Source organism: Pseudomonas sp. B20, assembly GCF_020515755.1.
Lineage (GTDB): Bacteria > Pseudomonadota > Gammaproteobacteria > Pseudomonadales > Pseudomonadaceae > Aquipseudomonas > Aquipseudomonas syringae.
Genome location: NZ_JAHPJG010000030.1, coordinates 1 through 16162, shown reverse-complemented (window position 1 = coordinate 16162; position 16162 = coordinate 1). Strand labels below are relative to the sequence as shown.

Below are 16162 nucleotides of genomic sequence, written 5' to 3'. Positions count from 1 at the left end.
TGGCTGTGCTCCGGCGATCATCACCTACTTGCCCAGCTTGCGCAGCTCATCCGATTCGACGATTCGTTCGCCGTTCTGCTCTTCCAGCGCCAGTCGCCACAGGGCGCGGGCCAGGTGGCAGGCTTCGATGGCGCCGTATTTGCCGGGGATCAGTTTGGCGATGGGCGCCGCCAGTTGCTCGACCCAGCGGGTTTCAGGACGGCTGCCCACCAGCAGGGAAGGGCGGGCGATGGTCAGTTGCGGCCAGCCTTGCGCACGAAGCGCCAGTTCCATTTCGCCTTTGACACGGTTGTAGAAGGTGCTGGACGCCGGGTCTGCGCCGACTGCGCTGATCACCAGCAAGTGGCGAGCACCGAGTTCGCGGGCCCGGCTGGCGAACGCTGTGACCATGTCCAGATCAACCGCCTTGAAGGCGTCCTGCGAGCCCGCTTGTTTGATCGTGGTACCCAGGCAGCAGAATGCGATGTCCACCCGGCCAGACAGCGTTGGCAGCAGCGTCGCCAGTTCGCCGACCGGGTTCTCCAGATGCGAGTGCTCGGCCAGCGGCTTGCGGGTCGGCGCCAATACGCGGCTGACGGTCGGCTCGCTGAGCAGCCTGTCCAGCAAATGCTCGCCTGTAAGGCCCGTGGCTCCTGCGAGCAGGATGTGTTGCGGCGTCAGGTACATATCGTTCTCCTTGATACGGCTAAGCCTAGCGGCTACTCGAAGTCTTCGCTTCCGTGCGGTTCAACGCCGTGCTCAACGCGCGTTCGGCCTGGCTCTTGCGCAACTGCTGCCAGCGCGCCAGGACTCCTTTGGGTGCCCATATCTGCGGTTCGGAGGCTTCGAAGTTGTCTTCGGTCTCACGTTGCGCAACATAGGCCTTCGCTTCGTTGAAAGCGTGTTGCAGGTCATCGGTTTCGACCAATGCCCTGGCAAATAGTGCATCGCCAAAATAAGTGAAGTCCGCTTCTTCCGAGCAGCCGAACGAGACTCGGTCGGCGCGCGAGGCGGTCATGATCAGCGTGCGTTCATCTTTCAGGTCGGGAATGAACCCGCCGGAATAGCAGGCTGAAATCACCACGACCTTGTCACGGTTCTTCAGTGGCGCGAGGGCTGCGGCCAGGGCGTCGGCGGGCAGGTCTGCCAGCGACAGGCGCGGCTGGTCGAGCACCAGTTCATGATCCTGAGTGCCGTGGCTGGTCAGGTAAATGAACACCAGATCTTCCGGGCCGGTGCGCTGGGCGAGTGTCTGCACCGCGCGGGTGATGGTCTCACGCGTCGCCATCGGCCGGTCATCCATGTGATCGCGATGATTGACCAGGCTGACTTGTCCGACGGCACCAAAACGCGACTTGAGCAGATTGCTCACGTAGTCCGCCTCGCGCATGAACACGCTCTGCTTGCCGTCGCCACCCACGACCAGCGTGTACAGCTCGGTGGCCGGTGTCGACGCCGGCACTGCCGCCAGTGCCTTGTCCAGCAGCGAACCCTGGACCAGCAGCCCGGCTTCAAGTGGGTCCGGCAGCAATTTGCCTTTGGCATCACGGATTCGCTCGCCGTTGGCCCAGATGCCGCGCTGCTCTTTGCCGTCGGCGGAAATCAGCACGCCGTCGCCGTGGTAAGTGTCATCGGCGAACTGGCCGATGTAGCGGCTGCCATCGGCCAGGAGCAACTGGCCCTGACCCATGAAGCGCCAGTTGTCGAAATCACCCTGGTAGCGGCTGCCGTCAGAGCCGATCAACTCGCCTTTGCCGGTCAGCGCGCCTTCCTTGAACTCTCCGCTCCAGACGTCGCCGTCGCTGTTTTCGTAGCGACCTTTGCCGTCCAGCTGACTGTTGCGGAAATTGCCGACGTACTGATCGCCGTCAGTGCTGGTAAAACTGCCGGTGCCCTGCAACTGACCGTCGATGAAGTTGCCGCTGTATTGGTTGCCACTGGCGTCACTGCGCGAACCCTCACCATTGGCCTTGCCATTGGCGAACATCCCCTGATGCTGGCTGCCGTCCTCCAGTTCCAGGCGACCGGGGCCGTCGTACACGCCGGCCTTGAACTGGCCACGGTAAAGCACGCCCTTGTCTTTCTGGGTGCCTTCGCCGTCACGCATGCCAAGTTTGAAGCTGCCGACATAGCTCGCGCCAGCGCGGGTGGTCAGTCGGCCCTGGCCATTGAACAGACCTTGCTCGAAGCCGCCCTTGTAGACGTCGCCGGTGCTGGAGTGCCATTCGCCCTGGCCTTGCCGCAGGCCGTTTTCGAACTGACCTGCGTACCAACTGCCGTTGGGGTAATCGATGCGGCCCTGGCCCTGCAGGACGCCGTTGACCAGATCGCCCCGGTAGCGTCCGCCGTCGGGCAGGCGACCGTCGGGTGGCAAAATTGATTCGCCATCACCGCAGCCTGCGATCAAGAGTGTCAAAGCCAATGGAGCGAGCGCGCGCATGTGAGATCCCGGAAGAATGATTCAGGGGCGAGCCCGGCTCCGCTTGAGCAGATGTTATGGGTCACGACCGCAGGGGAGTATGCCGCAGCGAGTCAACGGGATGAAACAGTCTGTTACGACTGTTTCATGTTTTAAACGCTTTACACGAAACACAACGTTAAAGGTTCGGCCACAAAAGCGGGTTTTTCCTGACCTTCTATCTCCAGCGTGGCCGTTGCCTTGAGCAACCACTGGCCGGGTTTTTTCTCGCTCACGTCGGTCAATTGGACCTTGAGACGTACTCGCGAGTTGACCGTCACCGGTTGAACGAAGCGCACGCTGTCCATCCCGTAATTGACCGCCATCTTCAAGCCTTCGGGCAGTACCATGATGCCTTCCATGAGCTGGGGGATCAGCGACAACGACAGGAAGCCATGTGCGATAGTCGCGCCGAACGGCGTCTGCGCCGCTTTGACCGGGTCGACATGGATGAACTGGAAATCCCCTGTGGCGTCGGCGAACAGGTTGATACGCGGCTGGTCGATGGTCAGCCAGTCTGAATAGCCTGCGTCCTTGCCGATGTACTGCTTGAGTTCTGCGACGGGTACAAAAGGCATGCTGCTCTCCTTGTCTGATGAGGCGGTATCGCCCGCATAGCTCATGCCTGCGGGCGAATATCAGATCAGCAGAGGCTGGCTGGCCGGTCAAGCAACTGCGCCGATGCGAATACCCACTCATGACCTCTGGCGCAGCGTGTTTATAATGACGCCGATCGTTCGCCGGGTTCGTTTATCTGCTGGAGTCCTCATGCTGTTAAGGGGTTTGACATGGCTGGTGCTGTTCCAATTGCTGGGGACCGCGCTCAACCATCTGTTTCTGTCGATTTTGCCGGGGCCGATCATCGGCCTTGTGCTGCTTATGGCGTATTTGATGTGGCGCGGTGAAGTCAGCGAGCCGATCAGCATGGCGGCCAGCAGCCTGCTGCGCTATCTGCCGTTGCTGCTGGTGCCGCCTGCGGTCGGGGTGATGGTGTACGCGTCGGCCATCGCCGAGGACTTCTGGGCGATCTTCGGCACGCTGACCCTGTCGCTGATGATTTCCGTGGTCTTTGTCGGTTGGCTGATGCAGACACTGATCAAGCGTCAGGCCCAGCGCCGGGAGTTGCCATGAATCTTGACTGGCACGGTGCATGGCTGTCGGTGATTCACCACCCGCTTTTCGGCATCGCGATAACCCTGGGCGCCTATCAACTGGCGATGGCGGCCTACGAAAGAACCCGCTGGCTGTTCCTGCAGCCCGTGCTGGTCTCGATGGTGGTGGTGATCGGGGTTGTGCTGTTCTGCGACCTTGAATACACCGAGTACCGCAAAAGCACCGAGATTCTGGGCACGCTGCTGGGGCCTGCAACCGTCGCGCTGGCGGTCCCGCTCTATCTGAATATGCGGCGCATCCGCCAGTTGTTCTGGCCGGTCTTGACTACGCTGGTAGTCGGCGGGGTGTTTGCCACCGGCTTGTGCGTGGGGTTCGGGGTGCTGTTCGGTGCCGACCACATGATTCTGATGACCATGGCACCCAAATCAGTGACATCGCCCATCGCCATGCTGGTCGCCGAGCAGATCGGCGGGGTTGCCGCACTGGCGGCGGTTTTTGTGTTGATTACTGGTGTATTCGGTGCAATTTTCGGCCCCGGTCTGTTGTCACTGATCGGGGTGGATAATCCTGCTGCCCGAGGCATGGCGCTGGGGCTTACCGCGCATGCGGTAGGCACATCCGTGGCATTGCAGGAGGGGGAAGAATCGGGGGCTTTTGCTGCGTTGGCAATGAGTCTGATGGGCGTTGCAACGGCATTGTTCCTGCCGCTGGCAATGTCGCTGGCCATTTAAAAGGAGGCTTTTCTATGACGCTGCCATTGTTTCCGCTGAACGCTGTGCTGTTTCCGGGGTGCGTGCTTGATCTGCAGCTGTTTGAAGCCCGTTACCTGGACATGATCGGCCGCTGCATGAAGCAGGGGGAAGGGTTCGGTGTGGTGTGTATCACCGAGGGAAGTGAAATCGGCTCAGTGCCGGGCGGCTACTCGATGATCGGCTGCGAAGCGCTGGTTACCGATTTTCAGCAGCAGGAGAACGGCTTGCTGGGCATTCGTGTCGTCGGCGGGCGTCGCTTCCGGGTTGTCGCCGCTGAGGTTCAGCGCGATCAACTGCTGGTGGCTGACGTCGAGTGGCTGGATGAGCCCGTGGAGCGCCCGCTGCAGGAGGAAGACGCCGATCTCGTGGCCCTGCTCGAAGCGCTGGCCGAGCACCCGATGGTGGCTTCCCTGAACATGGGCGTGTCAGCCGGTGGGCAATACGCGTTGTCCAACCAGCTTGCCTATCTGCTGCCGTTCACCGAAAAAGACAAAGTGGAGCTGCTGGAAATCGACGATCCCGAAGAGCGCCTCGACGCGATTCAGGAATTGCTCGATGAAATGCAGGGCGATCTGCAGGCCTGAACCTCGCTCGAGCTGTCCATTGCGCAACACGTCAGGCGGGCTTAGCGCGGTGGATACTGCTCCAGGATTTTCGCCACGGTGGTGCGCATGGCCTGATCGCGTTCGGACGGGCTGCCGGCGTTGTCGTTGAGGATGCGCTCGGTGCTACCGCGCCAGACCAGTTTGCCGTCCTTGCCGTCGAACATATCGATCTGCACGGTGCCGACCTTGTAATCGACGCTGCGGGTTTCGGTGTTCATCGGCCCGTTCCAGTAGCCATAACCACCCCAGGGGCTCCAGCCGCCGCCGTAGTTGGTGCTGACCGTCTGCTGACGGTTTTCGACAATCAGCCAGGCCTGCACTTTCAAATCCGGCCGGGCGCCAGCTGCGGCCATGCGCAATCCACGCTGATCCAGCTGCTCGCCGATCGACTGGCGAAGGCGTTGCTCGGTCAGGTCGCTCTTGAGCCGTGGATCATTGTCGGGCTGATACTGAACGGCGGGCTCTTTCCAGCTCCAGCTGCGATAGCCGCCGAAATCCCGCTGGGCATCGAAGTCGCGATTGATCGAGTTGCTCTGACAGGCCGTCAGCAACACGGCACAGGTCAGCAGAACGATACGGCGAAACATGGCAGTTCTCCGAAAGGGTTACGAAGGCGGGTAGGCCGCCAGAGCCTGTTGCACGGCCTGACGCAACGCACTGCTGCGGTCGGCCAGATTATTGCTGGCGCGCGCATCGGCGCTGGCGCTCCATACTGGCTGGCCGCTGCGCGCGTCGATCAGGTTGATCTGCACCACCATGACCTTTTCCTGATAGGTGCGCACCACCGGCACACTGGCGTAGCCGCCGTAACCGGGCCGGTAGCCATCGTAGCGGCCATAGCCCATGCCGCCCCCATAGTAGGGATCGTAATCTTCACGCACCTGACGCAGTCGGGTTTCCTGGCGGGTCGTGGTCGTGACGTACAGGTCGGCCGGCTGATTGCCGCGAGCCGGTCGCAAGCCACGCTGGTCCAGGCCGTTGCTCACGGCTTCGACCACCTGCGCCGAATCCACCCACGCCGTTCCGGGAGGCAGTTGGCCGTTGAGCCAGCCCCAGGAGCGATAACGCCCATAGTCACGCGGCGGCGCAGGGTAGGCGCTCATGTCCAGCGTCTTTGCCGCCTGCGCAGGAGCGGGCGGCATGGGCAGAGAGCTGGCGACATACGGGTTGTCGCTCTGGCAGGCGCTGATCCCGAACAGACTGGTCCCCAGCAGCACGGCAAACAAGGCAGAACGGTGTTTCATGGTGGGCTCCGCAGTGATGTCAGACCGGACGGCACATCCAGTGAAGGTATCGACCCAGCCCGGCAAAGGCTGGGTGACGCCGGTGCGCCAGTTCCATTTCCAGCAGATCCGTCAGCTCGGCCCGAGCCTGGAATTCAACCGGCATGTAATCGTGAAATACCCGCACCCCGCTACGGGTTTCGACTTGCCACAGGCCTTCAAGTTGCGTCGCCAGTTCCCGAGGGTCGAGCGGTTGCTGGGGCGTCAGGCTCTGTTTTTCCCCGGCCATGTCATTTTTGCGCATCTTGCGGAAGTGGCCCTTCAGCAGGTTGCGATAGATCAAGGCATCGCGGTTGTAAAACGCCAGCGACAACCAGCCGTCGTCCTTGGTCAATTGGCGCAGCACCGGGAGGATGCTGTGCGGCTCGGCCAGCCACTCCAGCACCGCGTGGCACAGCACCAGATCATAAGTGTCGCTCAGTAAACCCGGCAGCGCCTGCCACGGAGCCTGAATGAAGGTTGCCGTCTGTCCGGCATCGGCGAAGCGCTGCCGTGCGCCTTCGAGCATCGGCTCGGCGGGTTCGGCGAGGGTCACCTGATGACCCTGTTCGGCCAGCCACAGTGACATGTGGCCCAGCCCGGCGCCGATATCCAGTACGCGGAGCGGTCGTGCGGGCAGGGTTTCGGTCAGATCGGCCTGCAGCACCGCCAGACGAATGGCCCCCTTGGCACCGCCATAGATCTTTTCCGCAAAGCGGGTCGCCAGCTGGTCGAAATGCCGATCACTCACTTGGCAAATCTCCGCTCGCTGTCAGCCAGCTTGTTACGCACCACCGTGTCCATGTCCAGCCCCAGTTCGCTGCACAGCAACAACAGGTAGAGGACGATGTCGCCGACTTCCTGGCCGGCGTGCTCCAATTGGTCGGCAGGCAGCTCGCGGGACTGGTCTTCGCGCAGCCACTGGAATATTTCCACCAGCTCGGCCATCTCCACACTGGCAGCCATGGCCAGGTTTTTCGGGCTGTGAAATGGCTTCCAGTCGTTCTGGTCGCGGATGCGGTGCAGGCGTTGGGTCAACTCGTCGAGGTTCATCGTGCTCTCCTGAAGACGCATAGCTTCAGGGGGAACGGGTCGCCAGGCAAGTGGGCGTTGAGGTTTGTTCAGCCGTCGATGGGAGCAGGGCTCCCGTCAGAGGTGTTCATCAGCCTGTACGTCACTCGGTGACAGGCTGCCAGCTACCGACCATATGCACGATGCCTTCCTGGCCTTCGACACGGAACTGGCCCTGCGAGCCGGCGGCACTGGCCGATAGCGTCACGTCGGCAGGCAGGCGCACAGGCTTCTGGAACTGCACGCTGATCTCGACATTCGAGGCCGGCAAATGCTCGCCCAGCGCCGCGAGCGCACGGGCCTTGAGCCACATGCCGTGGGCAATGGCGCGAGGGAAACCGAACAGCCTGGCGCTGGGGGCGCTGAGGTGAATCGGGTTGTAGTCGCCCGACACCTTGGCGTACTCGCGGCCTATCTGCGCCGTTGCCCGCCAGCCCTGCAGCTCGCTGAGCGGCAGCGGCGCGGCTTCGGGATAGCTCACCGGGCTGTCTTCCAGGTGCACGGCGGTGCACAGCAGGGTGCTTTCTTCTTCCCACAACAGCCCCATGCCGTCTTCGGCCTGAGTGACCAGGGTGAACGTCGCACCCTTGGCGTGCGGGCGCAGATCGGTGGCCTGAACACTGATGTACAACTGGCTCACCCCGCCCAGTGGACGATGCGTGCGGGTGCGATTGGCCAGGTGAATCAGCCCCAGCAGCGGAAACGGAAAGTCTTCGGAGGTCATCAATTGCATTTGTAACGGAAACGCCAGCACGTGCGGATAGGTCGGAGGCAGCAGGCTGCTTTCTTCGAAGCCGCAGACCTTGCGGTATGCCTCGAGCTTATCGGTATCGACCGCGATCCAGCTGCGCAAGCCCAGATCGGGTAGCTGCATCCCGGTGACCTTGCGCCTGAGCGCAGCCTGGATGAACAGGTTGGACAGGGGCTGCAGGGAATTGAGGTAGCGCCAGTGAGCCGTCATCATCCATCTCCTTGAATTCGATGCGGGTGCTTAAGCCCCGATCACGTTTTGACCACATACACGTAAGACCTGACCGCTCACCGCGCCGCTGCCCGGCTGGCTGAACCACGCCACTGCTTCGGCAACGTCCTGTGGCGAGCCGCCCTGACCCAGCGAACTCATGCGCCGCCCGGCTTCACGCAGAGTGAACGGCATGTGCGCGGTCATTTTTGTTTCGATGAAGCCCGGCGCGACGGCGTTGATGCTGATGCCGCGTGACTTGAGCCCGGGGGCCATGGCCCGTGCAAAACCGATCAGACCGGCCTTGCTGGTGGTGTAGTTGGTTTGCCCGCGATTACCGGCGATACCGCTGATCGAGGCCATGAGCACGATTCGCGCGTTATCCTTCAAGGCTCCCGCATCGAGCAGCACCTGAGTCAGCACTTGCGGCGCATTGAGGTTGACCGCCAGTACCGAGTCCCAGAAATCTTCCGGCATGTTGACCAGCGTCTTGTCACGCGTGATGCCGGCGTTGTGCACCAGTATGTCGACGCCATCGGGCAGGTGTTCGAGCAACTGTGCCGGGGCATCCGCCGAGCAGATATCCAGTGCCAGAGCCTGGCCTCCAAGCCGCGAGGCCAGTGCTTCGAGCTCATTCTTGGTCTGCGGTACGTCCAGCAGAATAACCTGCGCGCCATCACGGGTCAGGGTTTCAGCGATTGACGCGCCTATGCCGCGTGCCGCGCCCGTCACCACTGCCTTGCGTCCGGCCAGCGGGCGGGTCCAGTCCTGCACCTTGCTCGGGCAGGCACTCAGGTGAACGAACTGGCCAGAGATGAACGCTGCCTTGGGCGTGAGGAAGAAGCGCAGGGCACCCTCCAGTTGATCCTGCGCGTCGTCATCCACCTGCAGCAACTTGACCGTTGCACCATTGCGCACTTCCTTGGCCAGCGAGCGGCTGAAGCCGACGATGGCCTGTTGAGTGCTGGCCGCCAGCGGATCAGCGAGTGTCTCGGGGGATTTGCCGAGGATGACCACATGCGCGCAGTGATCGAGGTTGCGTAGCAGCGGCTGAAAGAAATCCCGCAACTGCCTGAGCTGATCGGTGCGCAGGATCTGGCTGGCGTCGAAAACCACTGCTTTCAGGCGCGGTCCCTGGTTGGACACCCACGTCGTGGCGCCGGGCATGTCGCTGCCGAAGCTGTACAGCGAGTCGGTCAGACGGCTGGCGAACTGGCGTACCTGATCGCCCAGCGGTCCTGCGCTGATCAGCAATGTCCCTTCGACGGGGCGCAGACGTCCGGCCTGCCAGCGCTCCAGGTGAGTGGGGGCGGGCAGACCGACGGCCTTCACCAGGCGCCGACCCATGTCGGAGTTGGCGAAATCAATATAGCGATCTGACGGCATGGAACACTCTCCTGAAGTCGGGGTTCAAAGGAATGGACCACGGTGGCATGACGTTTGTTCTTGCGATCGACACGGCTCATTCATTCGCTTGAAGAAAGGGAGTTTTCCATGACGCATCCTCGTCGGGTCGCCATCGTCGGCGGTAACCGCATTCCGTTCGCACGCTCCAATGGCCCTTATGCCACGGCCAGCAATCAGGACATGCTCACGGCTGCTCTGGAAGGGCTGATCGAGCGCTTCAATCTGCACGGGCTGCGCATGGGCGAGGTGGTGACGGGCGCGGTGCTCAAACACTCCAGAGACTTCAACCTGACCCGCGAATGCGTGCTCGGCTCGCGGCTCTCGGCACAGACCCCGGCCTACGACATTCAGCAAGCGTGCGGTACGGGGCTGGAAGCGGCGTTGCTGGTGGCCAACAAGATCGCTCTGGGGCAGATCGAGTGCGGCATTGCCGGCGGCGTGGACACCACGTCCGATGCGCCGATCGGCGTCAACGAGGGGCTGCGCAAGATCCTGCTGCAGGTAAACCGCAGCAAGACGCCCGGTGACAAGCTCAAGGCCCTGATGCAGTTGCGTCCGCACCACCTCAAGCCGGAGCTGCCGCGTAACGGCGAGCCACGCACGCGCTTGTCGATGGGCCAGCATTGCGAGCTGATGGCGCAGACCTGGGGCATCGAGCGCGGGCCGCAGGATCAACTGGCGCTCGAGAGCCATCTGAAAATGGCCGCGGCCTACGCCGAGGGCTGGCAGGATGATCTGATGACGCCGTATCTGGGGCTGATCCGTGACAACAACCTGCGTCCGGACCTGACGCTTGAAAAGCTGGCCAGCCTCAAGCCTGCGTTCGAGCGCAGCGCCAAGGGCACCTTGTCGGCGGGCAATTCGACACCGCTGACCGATGGCGCATCAGTGGTATTGCTGGCCAGCGAGGAATGGGCTCGCGAGCGTGGCCTGCCGGTGCTGGCCTATTGGCGCGATGGCGAAGCTGCAGCGGTAGACTTCGTCAACGGTGCAGAAGGGCTGCTGATGGCGCCGGTCTACGCCGTTCCGCGTCTGCTGGCCCGCAATGGCCTGACCCTTCAGGACTTCGATTACTACGAAATCCATGAAGCCTTCGCCGCGCAGGTGCTGTGCACCCTCAAGGCCTGGGAAGACGCCGATTACTGCAAGACCCGTCTGGGCCTGGACGCACCGCTGGGGTCGATTGACCGCAGCAAACTGAACGTCAAGGGCAGCTCACTGGCTGCCGGTCACCCGTTTGCGGCGACCGGAGGCCGCATCGTCGCCAACCTGGCCAAGCTGCTGGATGCGGCAGGCAGCGGACGTGGATTGATTTCCATCTGTGCCGCAGGCGGCCAGGGCGTGACGGCAATTCTGGAGCGTTAGGCAAATGCTGGGGTCATGGGCATAATCCACAACTGACTTACGCAGAGCATGGGCACGATTGCGGTCTACCTGACGACTATCGTTCCTCGCGCTCCAGCGCGGGAATGCATGTCGTGACGCTCCGCGTCACACCCGTACGCGGGATGAGCAATCAGCATTATTGGCCTGTAACGTTGAGGTAAGGCATGGGGTTCATCATTGGCGTATCGGTACTTCTGATTCTGATCGGCACCGTGTTCTATCTGTTCGACAAAGGCGCGCGGACTCGCTGGCTGAGGCCCTATATCGGGCTGATGCTGATCGGTTTGCTGATCGGCGGGATGGGCTTGCTGGTGGGGCTGGTCTCCGATGAAATAGAGGTTTATTTCCTGCTGGTGGCCAAATGGGGCATCGCGGTGACCGGTATCATGTTCTGCCTGCGACTGATCGTAATGATCGCCAAGCGCTTCATCGCCAGAAATTGAGCGTGCAATCCGCCCATGTGTGACAGGACAACGTGGAAAATCACTTCAAGTTTCTGACCCTGCCCAAGACCTCGGGCGAGGTCGCCAACGTCTTCATTCACGGCTATTCGTCAGGGCATGATCTGGATGACCGACGCCTGTTGGCCAACAGCATCCCCGGCGCCTTGCGCCAGAGTGTGAACATTCTGGCGTTCTGGCCATCCAGCCATTTCACCCAGATGGACAACCGTTCCCGTGGCCTGCTGATGGCAGCTGCCCGTGTGCATCCGCTTGCGGGTGCGGCAGCGCTGGCGGGGGACCGGGTCGTTCACTTTGCGCGTATCCGCAACCGTGCCCGCGACATGGGCAAGGTGCTGTTGGCGCAGCTGGATCGCTACCTGTTCGAGCATCATCCCGACGTCAAGCAAGTCAACCTGATCGGCCATTCCTTGGGCGGCCGGCTGCTGGTCAGCGCGCTCAAGGAGCTGCAGCAGACGCCCGAGCACGGGCTGGTGGTGGGCGATGTATTGCTGATGGCCGCTGCCGTGCGTATCGATGCCGCCGAGGCCGAGCTGCTCAAGCAGAGAATCAGCGGACGGCTGATCAATGCGTATTCCACGGAAGATCATGTGCTGTTGCTGAATCTGGGCGAGAAGAGCCTGGGGCGCACGCCGGTCGAGCACTTTGAGAACGTGCGCATGCAGGGTTATCGCCATCACCATTACTGGCAGCGCTTGCAGGAAGTATTGATCGCCACCCGCTTCAGTGGCTGTGAAGGGCTGGAAACCGGCGTTGCGGTGCTACCGGCAATGACCCGCGACCCGGTCCTGCAGGATGTCTGGCTGCACAGCGTTCTGGTCCGTTCGCCGGACTACGTGCTGGAGGCGGCCATCAAGCATTTGCGCAGCAGCCGCTGGACGCGCCTCAAGGCCACTGAAGCGGACCGCACTTACGCCTTCGTGCGCGAATTCCAGTTGGTCGCCGGGCACTTTCTGATCAATGCCGCCCGGCGTCGTGGCGTGCCCTACACGCGAGTGCTGGGCATGCTGGCGCGGCAATACGGTCTGGACGACGCGCTGCACCAGTGCGCGACGGTGGTCGAAGTGGAAGAACTGCTGCTCAGAACGTTCTTTCGCCATGCGTTCAACAGCGCGCACCCGCTGGTGCAGATGCCGCGCGCCAGTGTCCGCGCGATGAGCTGGGACATCTATGCCGCGCATGTCGATGCACTGGCCGAGCGCCTGACCGTGGCGGCATTTTTCAAGACCGCGCAGCCCGACGAGGCGCCCGGCGCGGTCAAGGGCTTGCTCGGTGCAATTCGCCAGGCCCCGGTGCAACGCTTGCTGACGCACTTCGGCACTGCGCTGCGACCGGGTTATTCCGCACTGATCCCCACCGTGACGATCGTCTTCTACGCGCGCGTCACGCTGGATGATGACGCGCTGATGTAAGACGCATTCACGCGGCGCGAGCTTCTTCCAGCGCGGCGGCCGAAAGCTGCTGGCGATGGCGACTGGCGTAGCTCTCGGCGATGATCGAGCACACGATCAGCTGCATCGGGTGGTAGATCATGATCGGCAACAGAATCAGGCCAAGCCCCGGATTGCTGCCGAAAATCAGTGCAGCCATCGGCGCACCCGCAGCGAGGGACTTCTTGGTGGCGCAGAACACCGCCGCGACCTTGTCGGCATGATCGAACTTGAGCACCCGCGCCGTGCGGGTCGTCATCAACAGGATCACCGCCAGCAGCAGCGCGGTGCCGACGAACGCCGTCAGGATCACGCTGTTGCCCTGGCTTTGCCACATGCCGGAGATCATCGAGTTGCAGAACGCCGCATACACCAGCAGCAGAATCACCAGCTTGTCGATCAGGTTGGTGTATTTCTTGTGGCGGGCGAAGAACTTGCCCAGCAACGGCCGCATTAACTGGCCAAGCACCAGTGGCAGCAGGAGCATGGCGCACAGGTCGAGCAGCGTATCGCCCAGATCGATCCCGCCAGCGCCGGTGCCGACCACCAGGCTCACTAGCCACGGCGTGATGAAAATCCCGATGACGCTGGACATGCTGGCGTTGAGAATCGCAGCCGGGACATTGCCGCCTGCGCTGCCGGTCAGCGCCACCGAGGAGGAAATGGTCGAGGGCAGCGCACACAGGTAAAGGAAGCCCAGCATCAGCAGCGCCGGCACCTGTGAGCCCAGCAGCTTGTTGCACGCCAGCCAGATCAGCGGGAACACCACGAACGTGAAAACCTGGATCATCACGTGCAGGCGCCAGTTGGTCAGGCCTTTCTTGATCTGCTCGCTGGACAGGTTCACACCATGCAGAAAGAACACCACGAACACGCCGACCTTGATGACGTATTCAGCGTGCATGCTGCCGCCGGTAGCGCCGAAACGCGGAAAGAAGTAGGCGAGCACCGTCGCCAGAACCATGCCCCAGAGGAACCAGTCGGTGGCGACGCGTTTGAAGTGTTTGAGTGATTGCATGCGGGGCCCGTAGAACTTTTGTAAACATAGATGCGTGCAGGCTACTCTGTTGCTCCATAGCCGTCTTGCGACATAAGGCCATAAGATGCCGAGTAACGGACAGATTAATCAGCAGCAGCCCACGGGCGAACGGCGGATACCGGAATTGTCCGGCCTGCCGCGCCCGCTGTATGCCCGTGCCGAAAGCCTCAGCGCCGGTTCGTGGACGCCGCCCCATCGCCACGACTGGGTGCAGTTTTCTTACGCGATCAGCGGGGTTCTGGGTGTGCATACCGCCGAGGGCAGTTTCTTCGCGCCGCCGCAGTGGGGCGTCTGGGTGCCTGCCGGGCTTGAGCATGAGGTGGTGACCTCCATGCGCGCCGAAATGCGCAGCCTGTACATTCGCACGGCTGATTCGGGGTGGGCACCGCAGCGCTGCCGGGTGCTGGAAGTCACGCCACTGGCCCGCGAGCTGATCAAGAGCTTCTGCCTGCTGCCCGTGGATTATCCCGAGCAGGACAGTCATGAGGCGCGGCTGGTGCAGGTCCTGCTGGATCAACTGGCGCAGCTGCCCGAAGTCGGCTTTTCACTGCCGTTGCCGCGTCATCCGCGTTTGCTGGGGCTGTGCAACGAGTTGATCGAGGAGCCAGGCCGGTTGATCACCCTGCATGACTGGGCTGCCCGTCTCGGGACCTCCGAGAAAACCCTGATGCGAATGTTTCAGCGCGAAACCGGATTGAGCTTTCGTGGCTGGCGGCAGCGGGCACGGCTGCTGTCTTCGCTGTCTGCACTGGAAGAGGGCGCCAGTGTGACGCATACCGCGCTGGCCTGCGGTTATGACTCGACGTCGGCGTTCATCGCCGCGTTCAAGGGTTTGTTCGGCCATACCCCCGGTGACTTGTTCAAGTAAGGCCTGGATGCCTTGTGCACTAACGAGTGCATCCAACGCTGTTTTTTCTGTTTTTACATGTTTTGTCCCGGAATATCTTTCACCGGTTGTACGGCACGAAAGGTGCTTTAAACCGGGGGATTGCGTGGTTTTTTCTTAAAAAACCTTTCAATCCACAGGGGGTTACCCCTACTCGCTGGCGGAGGATTGCCGTATAACGGCAACAATCGCGTATCTGGCAACAAAGGACCCACAATAAAAGCTGATGAAAACTCCTAAACGCATTGAACCCCTGATCGAAGACGGTCTGGTCGACGAGGTGCTGCGCCCGCTCATGAGTGGTAAAGAGGCAGCTGTTTATGTGGTGCGTTGCGGCAATGAGCTGCGGTGTGCCAAGGTTTACAAGGAGGCTAACAAACGCAGTTTCCGTCAGGCGGCCGAGTATCAGGAAGGCCGCAAGGTACGCAACAGTCGTCAGGCCCGCGCCATGGCCAAGGGCTCGAAGTTCGGGCGCAAGGAAACCGAAGACGCCTGGCAGAATGCCGAAGTGGCTGCGCTGTTTCGTCTGGCTGGCGCAGGTGTGCGGGTGCCCAAGCCGTACGACTTCCTGGAAGGCGTGCTGCTCATGGAACTGGTGGCTGACGAGTACGGCGATGCAGCGCCGCGTCTGAACGACGTTGTGCTGGAGCCGGATCAGGCGCGCGAGTATCACGCATTCCTGATCGAGCAAATCGTGCTGATGCTGTGTGCCGGTCTGGTGCACGGTGACCTGTCCGAGTTCAACGTGCTGCTGGCGCCTTCCGGTCCGGTCATCATCGACTTGCCGCAAGCGGTCGATGCCGCGGGCAACAACCACGCGTTCAGCATGCTGGAGCGTGACGTCGGCAACATGGCGCTGTACTTCGGCCGCTTCGCACCGGAGCTCAGAAAGACCAAGTACGCCAAGGAAATGTGGTCGTATTACGAGGCAGGCACCTTGTCGCCTACCACGGTGCTGACCGGTGAATTCGATGAGCCGGAGGACGAAGCCGATGTAGGCGGCGTACTGCGCGAAATCGAAGCCGCCCGCCTCGACGAAGCCCGCCGCCAGGCAGCGCGTGCGGCAGACGACGCGCCGCCGAGCAAATCCACCGAAGAACCCCCACCGCCGTGGATGCAGTAAGGCCCTTTCGCGAGCAAGCTCGCTCCCACAGTGAGTGCGTGTGGCAGGCGCTCCGTCGAGTGATGCAGTAAGTAAGACCACTGTGGGAGCGAGCCCGCTCGCGAATGCGATGGATCAGGCGCGCTGTTTTCGGAGCCTGTTCGGGCCCTTTCGCGAGCAAGCTCGCTCCCACAGGGAGTGTGTGTGGCAGGCGCTCCGTGGAGTGATGCAGTAAGCAAGACCACTGTGG

The 16162-nt window shown here is 61.9% G+C and carries 18 protein-coding genes; 8 read left to right on the top strand and 10 right to left on the bottom strand.

What is annotated here, in order from left to right; translation table 11 throughout:
* Positions 1 to 24 precede the first annotated feature (24 nt).
* From LIX91_RS23740 to LIX91_RS23730, 3 genes are all read right to left on the bottom strand, one after another.
* Positions 25 to 666: an NAD(P)H-binding protein gene (locus LIX91_RS23740; protein WP_100072765.1), complete on the bottom strand. Its 642-nt coding sequence runs from the start codon at positions 664 to 666 to the stop codon at positions 25 to 27.
* 25 nt (positions 667 to 691) lie between these two features.
* The gene (locus LIX91_RS23735; RefSeq protein WP_100072764.1) at positions 692 to 2419 is read right to left on the bottom strand and encodes a C13 family peptidase; all 1728 of its coding nucleotides are present in this window, start codon (positions 2417 to 2419) and stop codon (positions 692 to 694) included.
* A gap of 140 nt (positions 2420 to 2559) precedes the next feature.
* Complete coding sequence (locus LIX91_RS23730; RefSeq protein WP_100072763.1) at positions 2560 to 3015, bottom strand: MaoC family dehydratase; 456 nt, start codon at positions 3013 to 3015, stop codon at positions 2560 to 2562.
* A 190-nt stretch (positions 3016 to 3205) separates the two neighbouring features.
* Between LIX91_RS23730 and LIX91_RS23725 the strand changes: the two genes are divergently transcribed.
* Genes LIX91_RS23725 through LIX91_RS23715 form a run of 3 tightly spaced genes read left to right on the top strand, consistent with a single transcriptional unit; the run spans position 3206 to position 4886 of the window.
* Positions 3206 to 3568: a CidA/LrgA family protein gene (locus LIX91_RS23725; RefSeq protein WP_003414586.1), complete on the top strand. Its 363-nt coding sequence runs from the start codon at positions 3206 to 3208 to the stop codon at positions 3566 to 3568.
* The gene (locus LIX91_RS23720) at positions 3565 to 4281 is read left to right on the top strand and encodes an LrgB family protein (RefSeq protein ID WP_003414587.1); all 717 of its coding nucleotides are present in this window, start codon (positions 3565 to 3567) and stop codon (positions 4279 to 4281) included. Before LIX91_RS23725 ends, LIX91_RS23720 begins: the two co-directional genes overlap by 4 nt.
* A 14-nt stretch (positions 4282 to 4295) precedes the next feature.
* The gene (locus LIX91_RS23715; RefSeq protein ID WP_003414590.1) at positions 4296 to 4886 is read left to right on the top strand and encodes an LON peptidase substrate-binding domain-containing protein; all 591 of its coding nucleotides are present in this window, start codon (positions 4296 to 4298) and stop codon (positions 4884 to 4886) included.
* 41 nt (positions 4887 to 4927) lie between these two features.
* On the opposite strand, the gene LIX91_RS23710 is transcribed toward LIX91_RS23715, so the two are convergent.
* The 6 genes from LIX91_RS23710 to LIX91_RS23685 all read right to left on the bottom strand — a co-directional run bounded on the left by LIX91_RS23710 (position 4928) and on the right by LIX91_RS23685 (position 9587).
* A complete protein-coding gene (locus tag LIX91_RS23710; protein ID WP_010436967.1) occupies positions 4928 to 5494 on the bottom strand; it encodes a DUF4136 domain-containing protein in 567 nt (188 codons plus the stop codon).
* Positions 5495 to 5512: 18 nt separating this feature from the next.
* Positions 5513 to 6151 (bottom strand): DUF4136 domain-containing protein, encoded by a 639-nt coding sequence (locus LIX91_RS23705; protein ID WP_003414595.1) that lies wholly within the window; start codon positions 6149 to 6151, stop codon positions 5513 to 5515.
* 19 nt (positions 6152 to 6170) lie between these two features.
* Positions 6171 to 6920, bottom strand: a complete 750-nt coding sequence (locus LIX91_RS23700) for a methyltransferase domain-containing protein (RefSeq protein WP_003414598.1) — start codon at positions 6918 to 6920, stop codon at positions 6171 to 6173.
* Entirely contained in the window at positions 6917 to 7222 is a 306-nt protein-coding gene (locus LIX91_RS23695; RefSeq protein ID WP_010407916.1) for a MazG-like family protein, read from the bottom strand. The genes LIX91_RS23700 and LIX91_RS23695 overlap by 4 nt, the downstream gene beginning before the upstream one ends.
* Positions 7223 to 7343: 121 nt before the next feature.
* The gene (locus tag LIX91_RS23690) at positions 7344 to 8201 is read right to left on the bottom strand and encodes a MaoC/PaaZ C-terminal domain-containing protein (protein ID WP_226489286.1); all 858 of its coding nucleotides are present in this window, start codon (positions 8199 to 8201) and stop codon (positions 7344 to 7346) included.
* A 30-nt stretch (positions 8202 to 8231) separates the two neighbouring features.
* Positions 8232 to 9587: a 3-oxoacyl-ACP reductase gene (locus LIX91_RS23685; RefSeq protein ID WP_226489285.1), complete on the bottom strand. Its 1356-nt coding sequence runs from the start codon at positions 9585 to 9587 to the stop codon at positions 8232 to 8234.
* A 108-nt stretch (positions 9588 to 9695) separates the two neighbouring features.
* On the opposite strand from LIX91_RS23685, the gene LIX91_RS23680 reads away from it, so the two are divergent.
* From LIX91_RS23680 to LIX91_RS23670, 3 genes are all read left to right on the top strand, one after another.
* A complete protein-coding gene (locus tag LIX91_RS23680; protein WP_003393440.1) occupies positions 9696 to 10973 on the top strand; it encodes an acetyl-CoA C-acetyltransferase in 1278 nt (425 codons plus the stop codon).
* A 185-nt stretch (positions 10974 to 11158) separates the two neighbouring features.
* Positions 11159 to 11437 (top strand): hypothetical protein, encoded by a 279-nt coding sequence (locus LIX91_RS23675; RefSeq protein ID WP_226489284.1) that lies wholly within the window; start codon positions 11159 to 11161, stop codon positions 11435 to 11437.
* A 32-nt stretch (positions 11438 to 11469) separates the two neighbouring features.
* Complete coding sequence (locus tag LIX91_RS23670; RefSeq protein WP_226489283.1) at positions 11470 to 12867, top strand: DUF726 domain-containing protein; 1398 nt, start codon at positions 11470 to 11472, stop codon at positions 12865 to 12867.
* Positions 12868 to 12874: 7 nt separating this feature from the next.
* Here LIX91_RS23670 and LIX91_RS23665 read toward each other — a convergent pair whose 3' ends face one another.
* Positions 12875 to 13903 (bottom strand): bile acid:sodium symporter family protein, encoded by a 1029-nt coding sequence (locus tag LIX91_RS23665; protein ID WP_226489282.1) that lies wholly within the window; start codon positions 13901 to 13903, stop codon positions 12875 to 12877.
* An 85-nt stretch (positions 13904 to 13988) separates the two neighbouring features.
* On the opposite strand from LIX91_RS23665, the gene LIX91_RS23660 reads away from it, so the two are divergent.
* Positions 13989 to 14792, top strand: a complete 804-nt coding sequence (locus LIX91_RS23660) for an AraC family transcriptional regulator (RefSeq protein WP_096133307.1) — start codon at positions 13989 to 13991, stop codon at positions 14790 to 14792.
* 244 nt (positions 14793 to 15036) lie between these two features.
* A complete protein-coding gene (locus LIX91_RS23655) occupies positions 15037 to 15933 on the top strand; it encodes a PA4780 family RIO1-like protein kinase (RefSeq protein ID WP_003414611.1) in 897 nt (298 codons plus the stop codon).
* Positions 15934 to 16162: the final 229 nt, after the last annotated feature.

Excerpts from the sequence above, each read along its gene's own strand:
- LIX91_RS23740 (WP_100072765.1), bottom strand. The coding sequence starts at position 666 with ATGTACCTGACGCCGCAACACATCCTGCTCGCAGGAGCCACGGGCCTT.
- LIX91_RS23715 (WP_003414590.1), top strand. The coding sequence starts at position 4,296 with ATGACGCTGCCATTGTTTCCGCTGAACGCTGTGCTGTTTCCGGGGTGC.
- LIX91_RS23705 (WP_003414595.1), bottom strand. The coding sequence starts at position 6,151 with ATGAAACACCGTTCTGCCTTGTTTGCCGTGCTGCTGGGGACCAGTCTG.
- LIX91_RS23720 (WP_003414587.1), top strand. The coding sequence starts at position 3,565 with ATGAATCTTGACTGGCACGGTGCATGGCTGTCGGTGATTCACCACCCG.
- LIX91_RS23735 (WP_100072764.1), bottom strand. The coding sequence starts at position 2,419 with ATGCGCGCGCTCGCTCCATTGGCTTTGACACTCTTGATCGCAGGCTGC.
- LIX91_RS23655 (WP_003414611.1), top strand. The coding sequence starts at position 15,037 with ATGAAAACTCCTAAACGCATTGAACCCCTGATCGAAGACGGTCTGGTC.
- LIX91_RS23665 (WP_226489282.1), bottom strand. The coding sequence starts at position 13,903 with ATGCAATCACTCAAACACTTCAAACGCGTCGCCACCGACTGGTTCCTC.
- LIX91_RS23675 (WP_226489284.1), top strand. The coding sequence starts at position 11,159 with ATGGGGTTCATCATTGGCGTATCGGTACTTCTGATTCTGATCGGCACC.
- LIX91_RS23695 (WP_010407916.1), bottom strand. The coding sequence starts at position 7,222 with ATGAACCTCGACGAGTTGACCCAACGCCTGCACCGCATCCGCGACCAG.
- LIX91_RS23730 (WP_100072763.1), bottom strand. The coding sequence starts at position 3,015 with ATGCCTTTTGTACCCGTCGCAGAACTCAAGCAGTACATCGGCAAGGAC.
- LIX91_RS23690 (WP_226489286.1), bottom strand. The coding sequence starts at position 8,201 with ATGACGGCTCACTGGCGCTACCTCAATTCCCTGCAGCCCCTGTCCAAC.
- LIX91_RS23710 (WP_010436967.1), bottom strand. The coding sequence starts at position 5,494 with ATGTTTCGCCGTATCGTTCTGCTGACCTGTGCCGTGTTGCTGACGGCC.
- LIX91_RS23685 (WP_226489285.1), bottom strand. The coding sequence starts at position 9,587 with ATGCCGTCAGATCGCTATATTGATTTCGCCAACTCCGACATGGGTCGG.
- LIX91_RS23725 (WP_003414586.1), top strand. The coding sequence starts at position 3,206 with ATGCTGTTAAGGGGTTTGACATGGCTGGTGCTGTTCCAATTGCTGGGG.
- LIX91_RS23660 (WP_096133307.1), top strand. The coding sequence starts at position 13,989 with ATGCCGAGTAACGGACAGATTAATCAGCAGCAGCCCACGGGCGAACGG.
- LIX91_RS23680 (WP_003393440.1), top strand. The coding sequence starts at position 9,696 with ATGACGCATCCTCGTCGGGTCGCCATCGTCGGCGGTAACCGCATTCCG.